Origin of the sequence: Photorhabdus akhurstii (genome assembly GCF_019090985.1) — a bacterium.
GTDB classification, from domain to species: Bacteria; Pseudomonadota; Gammaproteobacteria; order Enterobacterales; family Enterobacteriaceae; genus Photorhabdus; species Photorhabdus akhurstii.
In genome coordinates, this window is the sequence record NZ_CP020335.1 from 5011529 (window position 1) to 5031159 (window position 19631).

Below are 19631 nucleotides of genomic sequence, written 5' to 3' on the forward strand. Positions count from 1 at the left end.
GGTCTCAGAATCGGCTATCCAGCACCAGCGGCGTTTTGCCACTTTGCGGGTGACGACGGAACTGCCCCATCGGCGTCGGAATAACTTCCAATTGAAGCAATCCACCACTGACAACTTGGTTCAGCATCTTATGTTGCAGCAAATGTGTACGCACCTGGCCAACATCCCCATCGGCTAACACATGGATGTAATCACCGCCATCGGCGTTGTTTCCTACCAACCACTGCACCGGAAACGCCAGCTCGGCTGACAATGCTGTTGGGTTCACAAAAATAGACCCCACCCGCAGCAATGCACCATGACGACCTTCCAATTTAAACCGCGGCGTTGGTAATCCGCAGTCACAGAGAGCGGGAAGCCAATAACCCAAGTCACCTACATCGTAACGCTGGACCACCTGCCCTTCCCTTTCCAGAGGGGTAAACACCAGTCGACCGCTTTCCCCTGCCGGAACAGGCTGATCACTATCAAGAGCCAAGATTTCCAGCCACTGAATATCAGATAACAGATGGAATTCGCCCTCTTGGCAACAAGCACAAGCATGGCCTAACGGACCGGCATCCACGGAACCGTAAATTGCCGAACGAATCACCTCTACACCAAAACTGGACAGAAACTGACGTCGCTCTTCGTTAATATGTTCACCGCCAGTAAAAATTTTACGTACCCCGCCATAGGCACGCAACGCAGCCTCTTCACACTCAAACAATCGGTGTATAGTGCTCGGCATCCCGACCAGCGTATTGACCCCTTGAGTGATAATAAAGTGCCTGATTTGGCTAAAATCATCGTCTATTGGGCCGCCCATCGGGTAATGGGGCACGGATAATTTATCCAGAATAGTGAAGAAACTCATCAGACCGCCATACAAATTACCGCCATACAGCAAATTCATTACCCGGTCTCGTGCTGGGTCCAGACCAGCAGCAAACAGGCCATCTGCCGAAGACTGCATTTGGCTGTGATAATCTCGATGGCTGAAACCCGCCAGTTTTGGCTCGCCGCTACTGCCGCCGCTACGGAAAAACACCTGTGCTTTCGCCGTCGTGCCGCCACTCTGAAACTTTGCTTTATCCATCACCGGAATCCCTGCCAGTTCCGGCGGATTGGCCGACAATTTATCCAATGAGACATGGCCCGGCAGTTGTTCAGCTTTCAAGCTGACGGAGACACGTCGCGCCAACCGAGTCAATGCATAAACACCATCATGGGGTTCACCTTCATAGCCATCATGCATAGTTCCGGCCTGACATATCCGACTAACACCGGCAGCCAACAACTGACGACTCAGCATCGGCAGCTCTTTTTCTTTAGCTATCAAAGCACAACTTTGCAAATAGGGACGCCACGGCAACAAAACCTCGACCAATTGCGCACGTGGCGCCGGGCGGACTTGCAAAGTACGGTACAGTGGTGATGGCGCAAGTTCTTGACGCTGTATCCAGGCTACCCGCCAACCATTACCCTCCTCTATTGAACCGCGAAGATCAGCAAAAGTGTGATCTAACTGTAAGAATGCCATCTGACTGCTAACTTCCGCCGCTTCCTGTATGTCCGGCTGTAAAGCGGGCCATACTGGCGCACGTCGTTCCAATGCGGCGGCCACAGCACTAACCACCTCCCGTAAAACGTTCTCGTCAGTGCTATCCACCAATAAACACTGTGGACTGGAGCACGCTTGTTGGTCAAAACGGCAAACATCATCAGCCAGCGCGTCATAGTCAGCATCACTAGCAACCATCGGGTCCAAATAAGCAAAACTGATACGATGTCCCCAATCTATCCAACGGCAACCGGGCCGTAGTTGGCTACGGATAGCGGTCAACGCGCTATTACTGCCCCAAGCGGATACGGCATCAGCACACGCCAGTAATTCTGATAATTGATCCGATGGCAAAGGTAATACAGCTATATAAGACGCCAACGTGCCGCTCAGGTCATAACGTAGAAACTCAGCCAATATCCGCGCATTAAGGCCGTGATCACTGCTACTAGGGCGTAACCAGTTGACATTGCCCACTAACAAACTCTCTAACACTGCCATAAATGGCAGCAAAGGCGCGTTGGACGGCGTGATATGCACCACCAATCCCAACGGCTGCCAGGTTTCAAAACGGGGCTGTGTATAGTCAAAGCGACGCAGAGAAAAAGGTTGTTCGCCCAATTCGTGTCGCAACTTTGCCTCTAAAGCATCACGATGACAGAAGTGACGTAACGCGGTGATTGCGGCTGTATCCAACTTAAGTTTAGCCGCAACAGTATCGAGGCCGTCAACAAAGCGTTCAGCACACGCCAATACCTGTTGTACACTTGGGGGACACGCCAACGTCTCAGCCAAATTACTTTTCAGTTCCGCCAATATAGTCGCGGGTTCCAAATCAGAGATAACCTTACCATTCACTAAATACATTTCAGGACTCCTTGATCAACTCAGAAGCGGCAATCGCGCAACTGCGGCTTTTACTGGTACCGGCACGACCCAATAACTCAAACCAATCGGTCGCTAACTCACAACCACATTCAGCAGCCGGATGTAACACCGCCAAATCGCTCACCACAATACTGTGTGCCGGGCTGGAAGTGATGTAAGGTGATGCCAGATGCAGAAAACCGGGCTTACCGTAGGGTTGAACTGCCATGTTGGCCGTATCGCGAATATAAGCACGGGCATAGGTCGGCACATGAAAATGGTGATTTCGGCACTCAACATAAGGCACGGGATGTTCCACCGAACCGTAGCCATCCCGGCACCGCTCGTCAGGAATACCCAGTTGTTCCCCCAAACGCCGATACAGCAAGGATCTTGGAATGGCTTTATCAGCGTGCGTTTTCCAGCCTCCCCCCAAAAACACCAGTGACTCAGGATGCAACTGCACCGGCGGCAACCCCATTTCCTGCATCCGTTCCAGCGTGAACCACAAGAATGCCGGAAAGCCCAAGATACGCACCGGCAACCCTTGTGCTGCAAACTCTTGTAAGGATCGGATGACGCCAAAAGGATCAAACTCATTGCTTTTTCCATTGTGGCGCAGCGCATAACAGACTTGGTTTACCGGTGCATATTTACACAGATATTGATCGGTATACGCGGTTCCCAACGTAACCGCACCGGCAGGTTCATAGCTTAGCAGCAAGTAATTGCAAGGCTGTTGCGGCGTATTCCAACCGTAATACTCAAAAATTCGTTCAACCATATTTTGAGCCGCACGTATACTGCGTGCATCATAACGCATACGGCTCTTTTGGCCGGTTGTCCCAGAGGAGGTTAACTCCAATGCATTCCTGCCGGTACTGCTGATCAACAATTGGCGTTTGAAATAATTAGCGAAAATAGGCGGCAAACGCGACCAATCGTCCAGTTTTTCCAGTCTTTCTACTTCCAAGCCGTTAGCCTTCAACCACTGAGAATAACCGGGAGTATTTTCACAGTGGTACAGCGTCAATTCACGCATGGCAGCATCAAATAGTTGGTCACAAACATTATCGACCCGATAAGGATGATCAAGCGCACAAAGGGCGTCAACATAAGCAAGAGAGGTCAAAAGTCATCTCCAGAAATTAAAGAAAAGGGCATTTACTCCCTTAAAATAATAGGTATGTTGTTTCAACCTTCGGCAAGTAAAGCCCGAAGAAAAAATAACGATATGTTGAATACAACTTCTTAACCAAATTAAAAATAGGTCACCGTTTTTAGAAAAAAAATCTTAATTTTGTTAATTTCTTGTAAACAAAACAATAAAAATATAACAATTATGATTTAATGAAGGCTAATATAACAACAAATTTATATTTAATAACCTTATCAACGAATTTAGTCATCATTATTCATGTATCAATAATGCCAATAATAATTTGGAATTATTCATCAAATACGAATTTATAATCAATATGTAACATTTAACAAACAACCAGAATATTGAGATCTCCACGATATTTATACAATTATATAGTTAGCATGATAATCAACAATGTTACTTCTTTATTTCCGTCAATTTTTTTAACCGGGAACGTCTATAAACCCGGAATATGGCCAACAAATCTAAGGTAATAAACTTGTTATTTCTCACCAAGTAAGCTATTTCTATTCAATGATGAGTAATTTTAAGAATTATTCACAACATAATAATAAAAACAGATTAATAATCTGCATTTATATTTTCGATATTTACAATACCTAAAAACAAGCAATTTATGATATTACTAACACCAGTCAAGTTCTTATCAACGTGAAAAATCCATTAAAAAATTTAAAATAAAAAAACACATTTCTATGCACACGATAGAAATTTTCTTTTATACGATTACCCTACTTACCTTAACAATCATTCATATCAACATTTTTTTATCAACCATTATCACTACCGGGAAGAATAAAATATTCTAATAACAACCAAAATAAGAATTGCCAATAAGCAATATTATATATAATGATATTTCAATAAAAAACTAAAAGTTTTTATTTTTAAAAAATCATAAATATATAAAATATAAAACTAAAATTTATATGATTTTCCAATTTATAATAACGAAAATATCACATTTATATTTATAATTGCCATACAAATCATTTCATCTCACAATTTAACCAAGAATTACAACAAAATATTATTTATATTGTAAAAATAACAATGGTAAATTAATCTCTTGTTCTAACCAATAATACATTTCATTACTTTATATTAACTCATGTAATAATTTACATTACTTACCAAATTTAGTGTTTTATACCATTATAATAAACTCGATATAAACCCCATATAAATTCAAATCTGGTCGCTTCATTTTAAATAATTTCCTATTTAATAAACCAAACAGAAAACCAGATAATAACTATGGTAATTTATATTGTATACAATAATATCTCAATGACAAATCACACTGTAAAAAACATCAAAAATAATATAAAAATATACTCCAGTTCTTATCAAATTTAATCCATATAATTTAATTAAAATTAAAACCGTATATTTATTTAAACAAAACAATAAAATCATTTTCCATGAAAAATGTTACCAGTGAATTTAATCAATTATGTTTTATTGCATTAGAGCATTTAATTAAGAATGTATCTTACAATACCATAACAGGCACAATAGCTTTATTCCACCATGATACACAAGATAAAATTTAAGTCGGTGATTGTGGTTAGAATATGTGCCTGACACAATAATCTGATACATCCGGTTAGTCTGGCGTCATGATTGACACCAGACTAACCACCCCAAATCTCGTATATGGACGAACATCAAGAACTATTTAACCAATAAAATAACTCACATTTATAATCGATAACTATACATCTAGTTAATATTCACTATACGTAACTATATGTTAAATAAGGATAGGTTATTTCTCCTTTTTAGCAAAACAGAAAAAACAACCATTAGCGATAGCAAAAGATCCTGGCGCTGTTTTCTACGATACTTGTGCTCGTCTCCCTATGCTTGCTACTGTTATTCGGTTGCAGCAGCACCTTTGAGCAATATGCTTTTGAATAAGGTCATTCCTGCTTATCTCCTGAAATCTTGCATGCTACTGGCATTTCAATGGAAAGATTATCCGCCCTCATTATGTGGAGGAGCTGAACTTAGCGTTCATTCGCTGCTATGTAGACAAAAAATTATTCAATACAACGATTATTCAGTACCACAAAGAGGTAAATTATGAACAACTTTGATCCCAAAACTTATCAACACACCCCCACGATCACGGTTCACGATAACCGTGGCTTGGATGTCCGCGAAATCCGTTATCACCGTACTACCGCAAAAGAAAACAGTGATATCCGTATTACCCGTCATCAGTATGATGCTTTCGGGCGCCTACACCAAAGTATTGATCCGCGCCTGTATGACGCTTGGCAGAAAGATCATACGGTGAAACCCAATTTTCTCTGGCAGTATGATTTAACGGGCAACGTCCTGCGTACAGAGAGTGTCGATGCAGGCAATACTATCACTCTTCATGATATTGAAAACCGTCTTGTCCTGACCGTAACTGCAACAGGCGTCAAGCAGACTCGGCAATATGAAGACAACTCTCTGCCCGGTCGCCTGTTATCCGTAACCGAACAAGAAACAAAGGAAAGGGCAGCCCATATCACCGAACGTCTCATCTGGGCTGGAAACACACCGGCAGAAAAAGACCAAAATCTTGCTGGTCAATGTGTGCATCACTACGACACAGCGGGAGTGATCCAACTGAATCGCCTTTCCTTGACCGGCGCGGTTTTATCACAATCCCGTCAGTTACTGGCTGACAGTCAAGAAGCAGACTGGTTCGGAGATGATAAAAAGATTTGGGATAAGCGATTAAGTAATGATGTATACACCACCGAAAGCAAAACCGATGCCACCGGCGCTATGTTGACGCAAACCGATGCCAAAGGAAATATCCAGCGTCTGGCTTATGATGTAGCCGGTCAGTTAAAAAGGAGTTGGCTAACCGTAAAAGGCCAGAGTGAGCAGGTGATTATCAAATCCCTAACCTATTCAGCGGCAGGACAAAAACTACGCGAAGAGCACGGTAACGGTATCATCACCGAATACACTTACGAACCGGAAACCCGGCGACTAATTGGCATCACTACCCGTCGTTCAAACGATACCAAGGCTTTGCAAGACTTACGTTATGAATATGATCCGGTTGGCAATGTAATCAGTCTCCGTAACGATGCAGAAGCGACCCGCTTCTGGCGCAATCAGAAAATAGTGCCGAAGAATATCTATACTTACGATTCCCTGTATCAGCTTATCAGCGCTACCGGACGCGAAATGGCGAATATAGGCCAACAGAATCACCAGCTCCCCTCTCCAGCGCTAACTTCCGACGACAACACTTACACTAACTATACCCGTAGTTATACCTATGACCGTGGTGGCAACCTGACCCAAATCCGACACAGCTCGCCTGCGAGCCAAAACAATTACACCACAGACATAACCGTCTCGAATCGCAGCAACCGTGCGGTACTGAGTACCTTGACCACTGATCCAACTAAAGTGGATACATTGTTTCAAGCAGGCGGTCATCAGGAGACATTACTACCGGGACTAAACCTAAACTGGAATGCGCGAGGTGAACTACAACAAGTGGCGCCGATAAAACGGGATAACCGCACCGACAGTAACAACGATGTAGAGTGGTATCGCTATGGCAACGACGGGATGCGGCTGTTAAAAGTCAGTGAACAGCAAACGCAAGATATTCTCCGGCAGCAACGAGTTGTCTACCTGTCGGGACTGGAACTGCGTACAACCCAAAATGGCACTACTACAACAGAAAAATTACAGATCATTACAGTGGGTGAAGCCGGTCGCGCACAAGTGCGGGTTCTACACTGGGAGAGCGGCAAACCAGAAAACATCAACAATAATCAGATACGTTACAGTTACGATAATCTGATTGGTTCCAGCCAACTTGAGTTAGATAGCGACGGGCAAATCATCAGTCAAGAGGAGTACTACCCATTTGGAGGTACATCTCTATGGGCCGCAAGAAACCAGATAGAAGCCAGTTACAAAACGATCCGGTATTCCGGTAAAGAACGGGATGCCACCGGACTCTATTATTACGGCTATCGATATTATCAGCCGTGGGCGGGAAGATGGCTAAGTGCGGACCCGGCAGGCACTATCGATGGATTAAATCTTTATTGTATGGTGATGAATAACCCAATTACGCTGGCGGATAATATGGGACTCTCAAGTTTAGACTGGCTTGATCTCGCCATGCCGCAAAATAGACCTGATATTTCGCCACTTTTGTATAAACAAAATCCAAGAGTTGAAAAGAGATACCAATATTTCACCAGAAGCACCGGTGAAATATTACAAGAAACAGAGAGAAATGAAACAACGCTCAAGCCTATGAAACCAAAAGATAGAGAAAAGAAATCCAGAAATATGAAATATACAAATGCAAAATTAAAAGGATATGCCGCCCATGCCGGTATTATGGGTCATGGCACCAACATAGATCACGATACCTATAAAGATAAATTTTTAAACCTGAGTGGTAGCTTAAGTGCCAAAAATACCTTCCCCGGAGTGCAACTTATCAGCGAAAAAGCGAAGCCCGGTTTCGAACAGTACCACCCCGATAAACTTCAAACATCCAAACGTTGGAGGCCAAATATCGATCTTGGCAGCTATCGCGTTACTAATGAAAAAGAATTTATCGCAGGTATACAAAAAGCGTATCAAGAATCAGGCACTGCATTACATCCACTGATTGAACAGAGGATCAAAGCACACATTAAGGAAAACAAGAACATTTTACCTAAAATGGCGGGTATTGCGGGTCTGCATGCTGAGGTACAAGCCTTAAATTATATGGTCACTGAACTTGCTAAAAGGGGAGAAAATATATCAAGTCATTTGAGTCAGAGCTATATATTTACACAACGACTTGTTGGTGAAACAAATAAAGACTTCCCGGCCTGTCATAATTGTTCTGGAATATTATCCGGCATAGAAAATGTCATGACAGGAAGGGTAGAAAATTATAGAAGAATGACACGCAGAAACTCCGTAGCGTAAGTAATAACTTGTACTAGAACTCAAACCTGATCTGACAGCTATCGAGAATGGATGTCAGATCAAGTTTCGACTCACACAGGGATATGTTACATCACATCTACTCTTTTTATCATGTTACCCCGACACTACTTTCAAATAGTTGTTCAGCACGGGCTCACTACAGTCAAAATTATTTCTATCGTGTTTGTTTTTATCTAAACGTTTTATTTTCATCTGTTATTGTTTCCTTATATCTACGAGCAGCACGAAGGAAACGTTTATTTACCTTGACTGGTCTTTCCAATTCATGAACAAATGCCAATGCATCTTCTTGGCACAATCTAATGCGCATATTTTGTTCAATAACTCTTTTTGCCTCTGCTACAGCAGCATTTGCAATAAAGGCCATAAGCCTTACCCCCACCGCATTGCGGTTATTCGTTCTTTAATTATTAGTTTGCTATAGATATCCACTACTCACTTACATGATTTATTCTGAGCCGGCGGAATATACTATTTGGTGAATTTGACACCGATTTTAACAGAAATCAATATGCGTGCCAAAATGACGTCACATTGTGAGACAGAACAAGCTATATCAGATTCTCATGATTTTTTTCAGATATTTACCTGCCATTTTAATCCAACTTACCGAAAATAACGATTTGCATTAATTTAATATTCATGCAAAACATTCATGATGATATACTTTACATTCTGTATTTTTACACTACTATAAAAATATATGATATATAGTTTCTGATTTATTCTGATAAATACAATTAGTTTATAGTCAATAAATTATACAGAAATAAATTATCAAGAATAGTAATCAAATGCTGTGACAATCAGATCAAAAAAAGTCATGCAAACCAAAACAATATCAAATAAAAATATATTTATTATGGTTCTATTGCTACCGTAATTATTAATTAAACCATTGCATTTATAGCAATAAAAATAGAAATATCAGAGAAACTATTGTTATTTCTATAATAATCACCCATTTTATCCACTAATCAGGAGCCAGAGATGAAAGAAACTGAGGAAAAAGAAAAGGGTGAAATGCTTGAAATTAATAACCATTATTTTTTCGTTGTTAATCTTACCAATGAAAATTTAATCGGTGATGTGATTTGGAGCAGCTCAGGGAATACAAGTACTCTCAATGTTGATGGGTTACATCCAGCAACCGCTTCATTTATCCAAGAATTCTATCCAGAAAGTCGGAAAAATGATTATTGGCAATGGACGGCAAAAGGAAGGAGGTATCAATTAAATTGTTATGGTAATGATATCTATGTCGCTGTTGTCATTAGCGATTTTGGCATTTGTGTATTACCTACCGGCACCAGCCCGGATGCATGGAAATGGTAGCTTTTCTTCTACTTCATTATTTATGTAAGAAAAATGCACATGTGGAAAATATCGATAGCACTCTTACATAAAGACAAGCTCGCAAGTCGACAAAACAAAGATCGTGATTCTATCACGATCTTTGTTCAATCGATTTAAAATCTTACCTTTAAAGAATTCTTGAACTTTATTATCCACAATCTCAAGCCCACTCTATGTTGTTCGTTGCCCCAGATTACCAAATTAAGTGATTTATCCTACCATTCACAATTAGCACTCTAGGGCGGCGCTTTCCTAATAAAATCACTAAACTTTTTAAGCCCTCAGTATAAATGACAGCAGAAAGTTCAGATAATCATCAGAATCTACTATATATTTTCAACTATATATTTAGTAGAAATAACAATTAAACATGTATAGGATAAATACCTATATAAATTATTCATCTGTAATCATCTATTTACGATAAATTATTATCAGACAATCCTTCTTTCTCACTCCATTTTTTTAATAATAACATTCTATCTTGTATATATTTTTCAGACAATACTTCCAGTTTCTCTATTTTTCCCACTTGTAACTTAAGAAAGTTATGACTGAATTCACACCAAGAAACTAAAAAGAACTCATTATTGAAAAAGATCGACAGTGGACAGATCGTCTTCACAGTATGTGTATTATTTAAATCAATAAAAGTTATCACTATTTTTGATTTATGGTATATCGCTTTTCTAATATCAGATAACATTAAGTTATTATCTGTAACTTTACTATAACCATCTGTTTTTACAAACATTGGCGAAGAATATAGTTGATCACGCTGTTCTGCCGGCAATACTGCGGCAATCTTAGATATAAAGCTATGGGCAGACTTAGCCAAAACAACATCACTCTGTTCAATAACCCATTTATTGCCCAAAACTAAGGCATCAATCTCATCCATCGTAAACATTAAAGGAGGCAACATGAAACCTGGCCGTAATATATAACCCAAACCTGGCTCGCCTTCTATATTTGCCCCCTGACTGTTTAGTAAAGCAATATCGCGATAAAGCGTGCGCAAGCTTACATTTAAATCACTAGCGAGTAATTTACCACTGACAGGGTACCTTCTTTGTCTCAAGTATTGCAATAATACTATAAGTCTTTCGGTTCTTGACATTTCCGAACTCCTCATTTTAATAAAAATCAAATAGGATAAGGCTTTACTGAATAAATAGTATTGAGTTACTAGTCAGTACCCCAACATAACTATTTATTCTTAATTATCTATCATGGAACAATGTCGAGATTTCTCTATAAAACCATCAACTCGAAATCCTATATTTAATATAGACCTCAATTGTCTGGATTGACGAAAATACTATTGCCGTCTTACATAATTACCAAACTCTGTCAAGAGTAAATGTTCTATGCATTACGCCGAAACCAGGTTGAAGTAAGCATCGGGCATCAAACATAGAGCAAATATTTAAAAGCTTAATATACAGCTAATTAATACAAAAAATAAAATTCACATTCAATAAGATAACTTATCATAAGTAAACTTACTATGTATTAATGATATAAGAAAACACAAATATTAAAGTCAATTTTCACACTGCCGATTAATGCTTCAGCAGGGAAAGTATGGTCTTATTTTATTCGAACATATCTCTTCGTAATGCCTGGAAAAATGTTTTGATTTTATTACTCATAGTAAAAGAGCCGTGGAACTAAAAGGTAATACTCCAAATAGGTTTAATCTTAACTTCTGTTGAAAAAATAAAATATTTTAGAGAAGATAATAATAACTCATTTATCTTCAATTTATTTCTAGTATCAGATTATTAATATCGAAGGATAATATTACATAAATACACTATTATGTTCACTAAAAATAAAGGTGAAACCAATATTTATCCATAACAATATCTCCATTGATTAATCACCTTAAAATTTAGCTCTTGATAATTATCTTTTCCGCTAATGATAATAATCCCGGTAATCTGATGAATCTGTGTAAATTTTATAATCCCATAAAAACAGCTACTATCAGCCTGATGTTTATGATTTAACCCTATTTAACGCCCATCCCATTAAACTATTTCATTTACCATTCTTTATAAAAAGAGAGAACCAAGATAATACCTAAACAAAAGCGCTAACTTCTAAACGCATGTTAGTAGAGGAGAAATACAACTCATTCTCACATACTATATATACGCAGCGACTCCTGCACTCTATCCGTATTCACTATTAACTTACAAAATAATAGTCCACAATAATGAGATATAATGGAATAGGCAGTTAGTATAAAATAAGTTATCCTTTCTTATAGCCATTAAGCCAAAATTGTTCACTAACCCAGTCTGAAACTTGTATCATATATTCGTTTATTTTATTTAAGCAAACATGAGCTTCTGATTCATAACATAATAATGTATGACTATCACCCCATATCTGGTCTAACTTTCTCACCTTATCGATTGGAAATATATCATCCAATGCTCCATGAACAGTAAAAACCTTGGTTTTACAAGGTAAAAAGACGTCCAATTTAATTTCATCAAAAAGAGACTGCATACGGCTATTATCTTGCATAAATGCAAACTGGAAATCTTCTTTAAGCCTTCTTGGCAACTTATCAAACTCTGCTATTTCAGGTCCACCGGATAAATTGACGATACAGCAAAATTTATCGCCAATTTTTTGCGCAACGCGTAGAGCAAAATAACCACCAAAACTAATTCCTAAGAAACAGAGGAGATCACTGTTAATTCTGACATCATCCTCTAACAATTTAACTATAGATGAAATATATAATTCCATATCGATAGCTATTGGTGAGTCCCCAAGATTTATTCCCTGTCCTGGTCCATCAAATATAGCTACCGCCATATTTTTCATTAAGAAAAACTCAGCTAAAGATAATATTTCAATTTCAGTCATTGAATCCAATCCATTGGATAAAATAACACAAGGCAAAGGATGATTCTCTTCTTCTTTATACCCTTTAGGGAATATAAGGAAAAACGGCATACGAAATTTATCAACGACAATATATTGATGCTCAACTAGCAGGTCACTATATTTTATACTAGATAAAAAACATGAACGAATATACTCTCTGAGCTGTACCTTTCTACTCCTATCACTGAAGTACATAAATTCGGCCCAATGATAACAGGCAGCGGCACTCCTCAAAGCACGAACATGGCTGACCTCACTTTTAGCCGAGTTAGCGATACTAATATAGCTATCACCCACTTTTGACCAATTAATCATCCATTCATACCAAAACTCTTCAGAGGATAAGTCTAAGTTTTCCTGCTGAAAATCACTCAATGCTGCAACAACATCTCCCCAATGTACTTGGGGAGCATATTGAGAATTTAAGAAAAATAGTCTTGGCATAAAATAACCACAAGTAGCAAGAAGTTCTGGCGAAATTCTATTGGGTTTATTTTTATTATTCATCTTATTTTCCTTTAAGTTACTAAATACGAGTGTCTAACCACTCTTTACAGGCAAAGACCATTTTCTTACTATTTTCCGAAATAGCATTTTTTACTATCTCACGCTGTTTTTCTTTATCTTCCGTACCAAATTTAACTGCACATAAATCATGATTTAACTCAACATCATGACTAGAAACAATGTACGAACCACTTCCTTTACTAAATATCTTCCATGAGCCACTATGAGACTTTAATACTAAAGGAGGCTCTGGTTGGAAATATTCAATCAATAAATTATCCGCATCACAGAATCGTATACTACGGAAAGTCTCATTTCCATTTGGTGTTGATACTTCCATATTAAATTCTTGATGTTTATTATCATTATAAATAACTTTTATTGAATCACAATGCGGCAATATTTTGCTCCAGTCATCGATGTTTAAAAATATATTATAAACATCATCAAATTGGTGAGGAATATAATAGCCTGCGGTAAAAGTTAATAAATTTGATTTTTTATGACGTTCTACCTGACTCTTGAAACTATCCATTTCCATTCGAGTATTATCATTGATAAATGAGATAACAAAGGAATTAGCCTGGTCATGATTATCAATACCATCAACAATACCACTGATATCTTCTAACAAAGCCCAGTTCCTTTGTACCGTTATAATACAGCGTTGATCATTAACAGGAATAATTTGCCACCTGCCATTCATTGTTTTGAATAATGGCATCGGTGTAGGCATAACATAATCAACCCGGTAAATAGCATCAAAATAATATCGCCGCGTTTGCCAACTTACTGCTTTATTATTTTGTTTTGCTTTGATTTCAACCAATTCTTCATTACCTGATCTATTTAAAACTTCCGCACCATCACAGAATGAAAAAATATCGGTCCAACAAGAGACATCTTTAACTAAAGCATAGACCTGCTGTGCCGGCGCCTCACATACAACTGAGTGAGTAATCGTTCCTTTTAATACTTTTTCCACTCCCTCTGTTGACTCAACGATATTTTTTATATTATTGAGCTCTTTAACTGAATTGGTATCAATAGCTTTACTAATAAATTGGTGCGCCTGCTCTATTGTTTCAACACCATCAATTAATCCGGTTATTTCAGATTCAAGATCATACAAATGCTCTAACAACAACACACATTGCTGGGAATTAATTTTAATCACGCGCCATGACGTTTCCATTTCTTTAACTAATGTCATTGGGGGATTCAGTTTTGATTTTATACTAAATGTTTCTGGATAAAATTTACGATTTGATTCCCATTGCATTAAAACACCGTTAAGTAAAGCTTTGACTTCTATTTTTTCACCCTCCTTATCCCTAAAGAGAGCTTTTACTTCTTGGCAAGGCTCAAATATTTCTGGCCATTTTTCAGAATTTAAAACAATTTGATATACATCTTCTACCTGAGCATTACAAATAATTGAATGTGATTCTACATAATTCATTATTGATTCCTCAATGTAAATAGTTTTTTAGGATCGATTGATTTAATTAACTCTGATTTCAATATTTTATCATTATGGCTCTTTGGAAAGTATTCATCAGTGACATAGAACCAATCCGGCCACTTTTCCCGACTTAATTTACTCATTAAAAACGATGAAATAATATCTTCAATTTCAGCTAATGATTTCTTCGATATCTCTCCACTCATACAGGCAACCGGCTGATCAATAGCAACCCCATTTTCATGAAAAGAAAAACCAACAACTGTAGCCACATTCACATTGGGTATTCGGGATAAAATAGATTCAACTTCTTCAGGATAAATTCTATGTCCGTTAGCACTCATAAAAGTATTCTGCTTACGTCCTTTTAAAATTAAATAACCCTCTTCATCTATATAACCGAGATCACCAGTGACAAACCACTCATCAGGAGACGTTATTTCCCCAGAAAGGACATCGTAATATCCCTCCATAATACTTTCTCCTCTTAATATAATTTCTCCGATATTATCAGATGAGCCAATAATGGGTTTAACCGCCACTTCCAATGTATTATCAATCTTACCAACACAATAAATTGAATTGAGATATCTTTTATCACGATGATCTTGCTCATCTACCCAACAGAAAGGACCATAAGTTTCACTTAACCCATATCCCTGCACCCATTCACAGCCAATTAATTGGCGCCCTTTTTCAAGTACGCTAGGGGGCATAGCCGCGGCGCCATAAGCAACAACCTGTAAACACGAGAGATCGATATTATGTTCCGCTGTCGATTTAACGAATAATTTCATTGACTCTGGACGCAACATAATATGAGTGATTTTATTGCGAGAAAGATAATCAGGCCATCTCTCTACATTTCTATCTTCAGGTATAAAGAGTGTTGATTGATGTAATAATGAACCGAAAGAAAAAATCACTCCCGTTGTATTATTCAACAAACCTGACATGAATATCTTAGCACCTTGAGTAAATTTTAATTTCTCTGTCACTGAATAAATTCGACGACACACTAATGATTCTGAAATGCTAATGGCTTTCGGTTTACCTGTACTTCCACTGGTGAACAGAACAATAAAGTTAGCAATAGATTGCGGCGAATAAGTTATCATTGGAATTTCCGCTGTATCATCACTAACCCTAATCTTATGATCTGAAATATCAATCACATTAATGTTGTTTTCTTTTAATTTTCCAACAAAATGTCTATCTTTTTTGAGATAAACAACAAAATCGTATTGCACTTCATTGGTAAAATTAATCCATTCATCGATTGTTGCTGATGATAAATTATAGGGCATTAATAAATGCAGCCCCATCGCACTGGCGGCGGCCAAAAAGAAAACACCTAATTCATCATGTTCAAATATAACAATGACTTTATTACCTTTTTGAACTCCTCGACTACGTAAATCATCAATTAAATGGGAAACAGAAGATATTACCTCTTTTCTTGTATAATGATAATCTTTAGTGACAATACAATCATGATGTAAATTATCACGCTCTGAATGTAACAACATAGAGATTAGTTTCATTTCTGTTTCCCTTTAATTAGCAATTAATTTTTATCATTTAAACTTGATGAGACGAAATCAAGAACGGCTCTTCCTGTATCCCAATGACTGAATTGACTTTTCACCACAGAAATACCGAACTCTTTCTCAATCTCTTTTGCTAAATCAGCTAATTCCGTAGAATCCATATCATAAGCGTCAGAAAGATTCGCATCCATATCGAAATCATCAATATTAACGTTAAGAAAGAGAGATAAAATTGTTTTTATTTTTACTTCTGGATTATTACTCATATATTTTTCCTCGCGTACTTAAATATCTTAAAGATTAAATAGTTGAAAAACTCAACGCACATACATGACCTTGGTTACTGAGGCGCTGAATGATTATTTGGTTAGTATTTGAAAACTCATTGATTTTATTAGATTGTTGTTCTCCATCCCCGTTATTTTCTGACAAGAATGATGATGCCAGGACTGAATCAATCACGCCACTGACTGAAAATTGATTATTCAAATAGGGCCTCAGATTTATAAATGATGTTTTTATCTCTTTATTTGAGAAAGCCTTACTGGTTATCTCTTTTTCATCATCATATATTCCATCCATAATAAATACAGCATTATCATTATGGTTGAATAGCTCAGCAGTATATTCTAAAGTGTAATTTCTGGTATTTTTATCCGGTGCGAAATAATCAACAAAACCGGTTAATTCACATAATATCGAGGCACCGCGCTCTAAAGCATGTTGCCGCTCTTCCAGCACCAGAAATGCAGCGCCTTCGGAAAAATCTCCTGGCCGTTTTTCGCCAAAAACCTCAGAGTGTTTCTGGCTTGATGTTTTCTCCAGTAAATTTTTAACTAACGGGCTGGAAAGATGTTCTGACGCGCCACATAACATCACCTCCGCAACACCATTAGAAATCGCTTCCGCTGCATAACCTATTGCTTGCATCCCTGCCACATCGGAGGTGGAAAACGTTTTAGATTGCGCACTAAAACCATAAAGCAGCGACAATTGCCCTTGAAGCGCCGCAGGGAACCATGCCGTGGCGACATAAGGTCCCATTCCCTTTATGCCTTCAATATGGAGCGCTTTAACTTCATCCTCAATATGTTGCCATCCACCAAAACAGTTTCCGACATATATTCCAACGCGATTAGGATCAAGCTTATCTACATCTAATCTACTCGCTTTTAATGCCATTTCAACGGCGACGATACCATAAACCGAAAATTCATCAATTTTGCGTCTTAGGCGGTTATTGATATATTTCGCGCCATCGAAATCACTCAATGTTCTTATTATAGAACTTGCGGTCGTATTATTTTTCGATTCTTGGCCCAATAACTTCTGAATGACGTTTGATTTTATGGCGGTGACATCATTGCCATCAGGATGTACTGCACCAACGCCGGTAACGACAACTCTTCTACGCATTGTCTACTGCCCTCATAACAATAACACTGTGAATACCAGAAAAACCACTTGATAATTTTAACGCGGTCTTAATTGGATATGCGCAACCTTGATTAGGGATATAATCTAAATCGCAATCAGGATCTGGGGTTTGATAATTAATTGTTGGGTGAACATACTGCTTTTCTATTTCCAGACATAATGCGACAGACTCGATCGCATTAGCAGCAGCTAAAGTATGACCTGTCATTGACTTTAATGAGTTAACTGGAATACCAAATGCATTTTCACCCAAAACAAATTTAATCGCATTTGATTCGTTAATATCATTTTGAGCCGTAGAACTGCCATGAGCACTAATATAATTTACCGTTGATGGCGATACCTGGGCATCCTTCAATGCCATATCAATGCATCGCGCCATTGCCATTCCATCCGCAGGCAAGTCAGTCATATGATAAGCGTTATTGACGGATGCATACCCTGCTAATTCAGCATAAATATGTGCTCCACGCTGCTTAGCGTGTTCATAAGACTCTAAAATTAATATTCCACACCCTTCAGCAATCACAAATCCATCCCGCTCAAGGGAAAAAGGACAGGTCGCCGCTTGCTGATTTTCCAACTCTCTTGATGATAGCGCCCCTAAAGCTTCAAAAGAGCCGATAGAAAGCGGACAAAGTGGCGCTTCACTTGCACCAGCCAGCATAATATCCGCTCTGCCATAACGGATATGCTCCATCGCAATGCCTAATGCATCAAGTCCTGCCGCACATCCGGTTGATATGTTGCTGACGGACATAGATGCGCCATATTTTTTCGCAACAGAGGTTGCGGCTGAACTAAAATCAAAGCTGTCATAATCTTCTGATTTAATTAAATCAGGGTGAATATTCTCTTTGCCCCCGTTGGTGATTCTGAGTAAACACTCTTCCATTCCCGCAGCATCAGCAATCGCCGTTGCTATCGCAACACCAAAACGCCGACCGTCAATGTCTGAAGGTTTTAAATTCGCATCTTGCATCGCCATCTCTGAGGCGTCTAACGCAAATTGAAGATATTTACGCTCACTTTTCAGAACAAACTCTTTGTTATTGCTATCGTCACCGTGAACCTTTCCTATTGCTCCGCTTTTAAAGCCAAATCTTTCTCTTCCCCACTCATATTTACTCACTCCTGATTTACCGTTATGAATATTGTTCCAGAATTCATTAACGCCAACACCTGTCGGCGCAACAACACCTAGCCCTGTCACCACAACTCTACGCGGTTGAGATTCATTTCTGTTATTTATTATCACAATAGTTATCTCGATAGAAATAGAATAAACATTTACTCAGGTAAGTTTTATTAATATAAAAGCTACCCATTTTCATTTAAGAAAATCATTATCTGAAAGTAGTAATATTAAACTACTTTATTTATCTTTAAATTTATATTTGTCATATATAATATTTGATTTTTATCTCCTAGCCAAAATTCTTGAAAATAAGCACCAAACCACAACTCCATTTGAATACCAATTTGGTTATTTCACTGATCTTTCATCTATTTAAACTGCAAGAATAATATGAATATTTCAGGTTAAACCAAACTAAGTTAACTCCCTTCGACCTGCCTATGGATAGAATAATTAATCTTTTTCTTAATGAACCAATTTATTCTTAAAAATCATCCAGAAAGGAGATGACAAATTTATTATCATAGAGCTGATATACCCGCTCACAGTGCAATATAACCAAACAATATAACCAAACAACATAGCAAAGATAAGATATCTTTTGCTAGCCTATATATCACCTTGCCCACTGGAATTTCCGATTAAATCGGCGTATCTACTCTACCTCTAGTTATTAATTTACACTGAGCTGTATCTTTGCGGATTCG

The 19631-nt window shown here is 38.3% G+C and carries 12 protein-coding genes; 2 read left to right on the plus strand and 10 right to left on the minus strand.

Going from position 1 to position 19631, the window contains the following annotated elements; all coding sequences use genetic code 11:
* Positions 1–4 precede the first annotated feature (4 nt).
* Complete coding sequence (locus B0X70_RS21570; RefSeq protein WP_217470352.1) at positions 5–2410, minus strand: acyl-CoA reductase; 2406 nt, start codon at positions 2408–2410, stop codon at positions 5–7.
* Position 2411: 1 nt separating this feature from the next.
* Complete coding sequence (locus tag B0X70_RS21575) at positions 2412–3542, minus strand: LuxE/PaaK family acyltransferase (protein WP_217470353.1); 1131 nt, start codon at positions 3540–3542, stop codon at positions 2412–2414.
* 2121 nt (positions 3543–5663) lie between these two features.
* Here B0X70_RS21575 and B0X70_RS21580 point away from each other — a divergent pair.
* Complete coding sequence (locus tag B0X70_RS21580) at positions 5664–8540, plus strand: RHS repeat-associated core domain-containing protein (protein WP_217470354.1); 2877 nt, start codon at positions 5664–5666, stop codon at positions 8538–8540.
* Positions 8541–8730: 190 nt separating this feature from the next.
* Here B0X70_RS21580 and B0X70_RS21585 read toward each other — a convergent pair whose 3' ends face one another.
* Entirely contained in the window at positions 8731–8928 is a 198-nt protein-coding gene (locus B0X70_RS21585; RefSeq protein ID WP_082302182.1) for a type II toxin-antitoxin system TacA family antitoxin, read from the minus strand.
* 623 nt (positions 8929–9551) lie between these two features.
* Here B0X70_RS21585 and B0X70_RS21590 point away from each other — a divergent pair.
* Positions 9552–9896 (plus strand): hypothetical protein, encoded by a 345-nt coding sequence (locus B0X70_RS21590; protein ID WP_036779577.1) that lies wholly within the window; start codon positions 9552–9554, stop codon positions 9894–9896.
* Positions 9897–10335: 439 nt separating this feature from the next.
* On the opposite strand, the gene B0X70_RS21595 is transcribed toward B0X70_RS21590, so the two are convergent.
* The 7 genes from B0X70_RS21595 to B0X70_RS21625 form a co-directional block, all read right to left on the minus strand.
* Complete coding sequence (locus B0X70_RS21595; RefSeq protein ID WP_036779575.1) at positions 10336–11037, minus strand: helix-turn-helix transcriptional regulator; 702 nt, start codon at positions 11035–11037, stop codon at positions 10336–10338.
* A gap of 1142 nt (positions 11038–12179) precedes the next feature.
* On the minus strand, positions 12180–13334 hold the full coding sequence (locus tag B0X70_RS21600) for an alpha/beta hydrolase family protein (protein WP_217470355.1): 1155 nt from the start codon (positions 13332–13334) through the stop codon (positions 12180–12182).
* A 19-nt stretch (positions 13335–13353) separates the two neighbouring features.
* Positions 13354–14796 (minus strand): SRPBCC family protein, encoded by a 1443-nt coding sequence (locus B0X70_RS21605; RefSeq protein WP_214069563.1) that lies wholly within the window; start codon positions 14794–14796, stop codon positions 13354–13356.
* A complete protein-coding gene (locus B0X70_RS21610; protein ID WP_105395332.1) occupies positions 14796–16343 on the minus strand; it encodes a class I adenylate-forming enzyme family protein in 1548 nt (515 codons plus the stop codon). The genes B0X70_RS21605 and B0X70_RS21610 overlap by 1 nt, the downstream gene beginning before the upstream one ends.
* A gap of 23 nt (positions 16344–16366) precedes the next feature.
* Positions 16367–16615, minus strand: a complete 249-nt coding sequence (locus B0X70_RS21615; protein WP_046396661.1) for an acyl carrier protein — start codon at positions 16613–16615, stop codon at positions 16367–16369.
* A 34-nt stretch (positions 16616–16649) separates the two neighbouring features.
* Positions 16650–17765 (minus strand): beta-ketoacyl synthase N-terminal-like domain-containing protein, encoded by a 1116-nt coding sequence (locus B0X70_RS21620; RefSeq protein WP_105395333.1) that lies wholly within the window; start codon positions 17763–17765, stop codon positions 16650–16652.
* Entirely contained in the window at positions 17758–19044 is a 1287-nt protein-coding gene (locus B0X70_RS21625) for a beta-ketoacyl-[acyl-carrier-protein] synthase family protein (RefSeq protein ID WP_217470356.1), read from the minus strand. The genes B0X70_RS21620 and B0X70_RS21625 overlap by 8 nt, the downstream gene beginning before the upstream one ends.
* Positions 19045–19631: the final 587 nt, after the last annotated feature.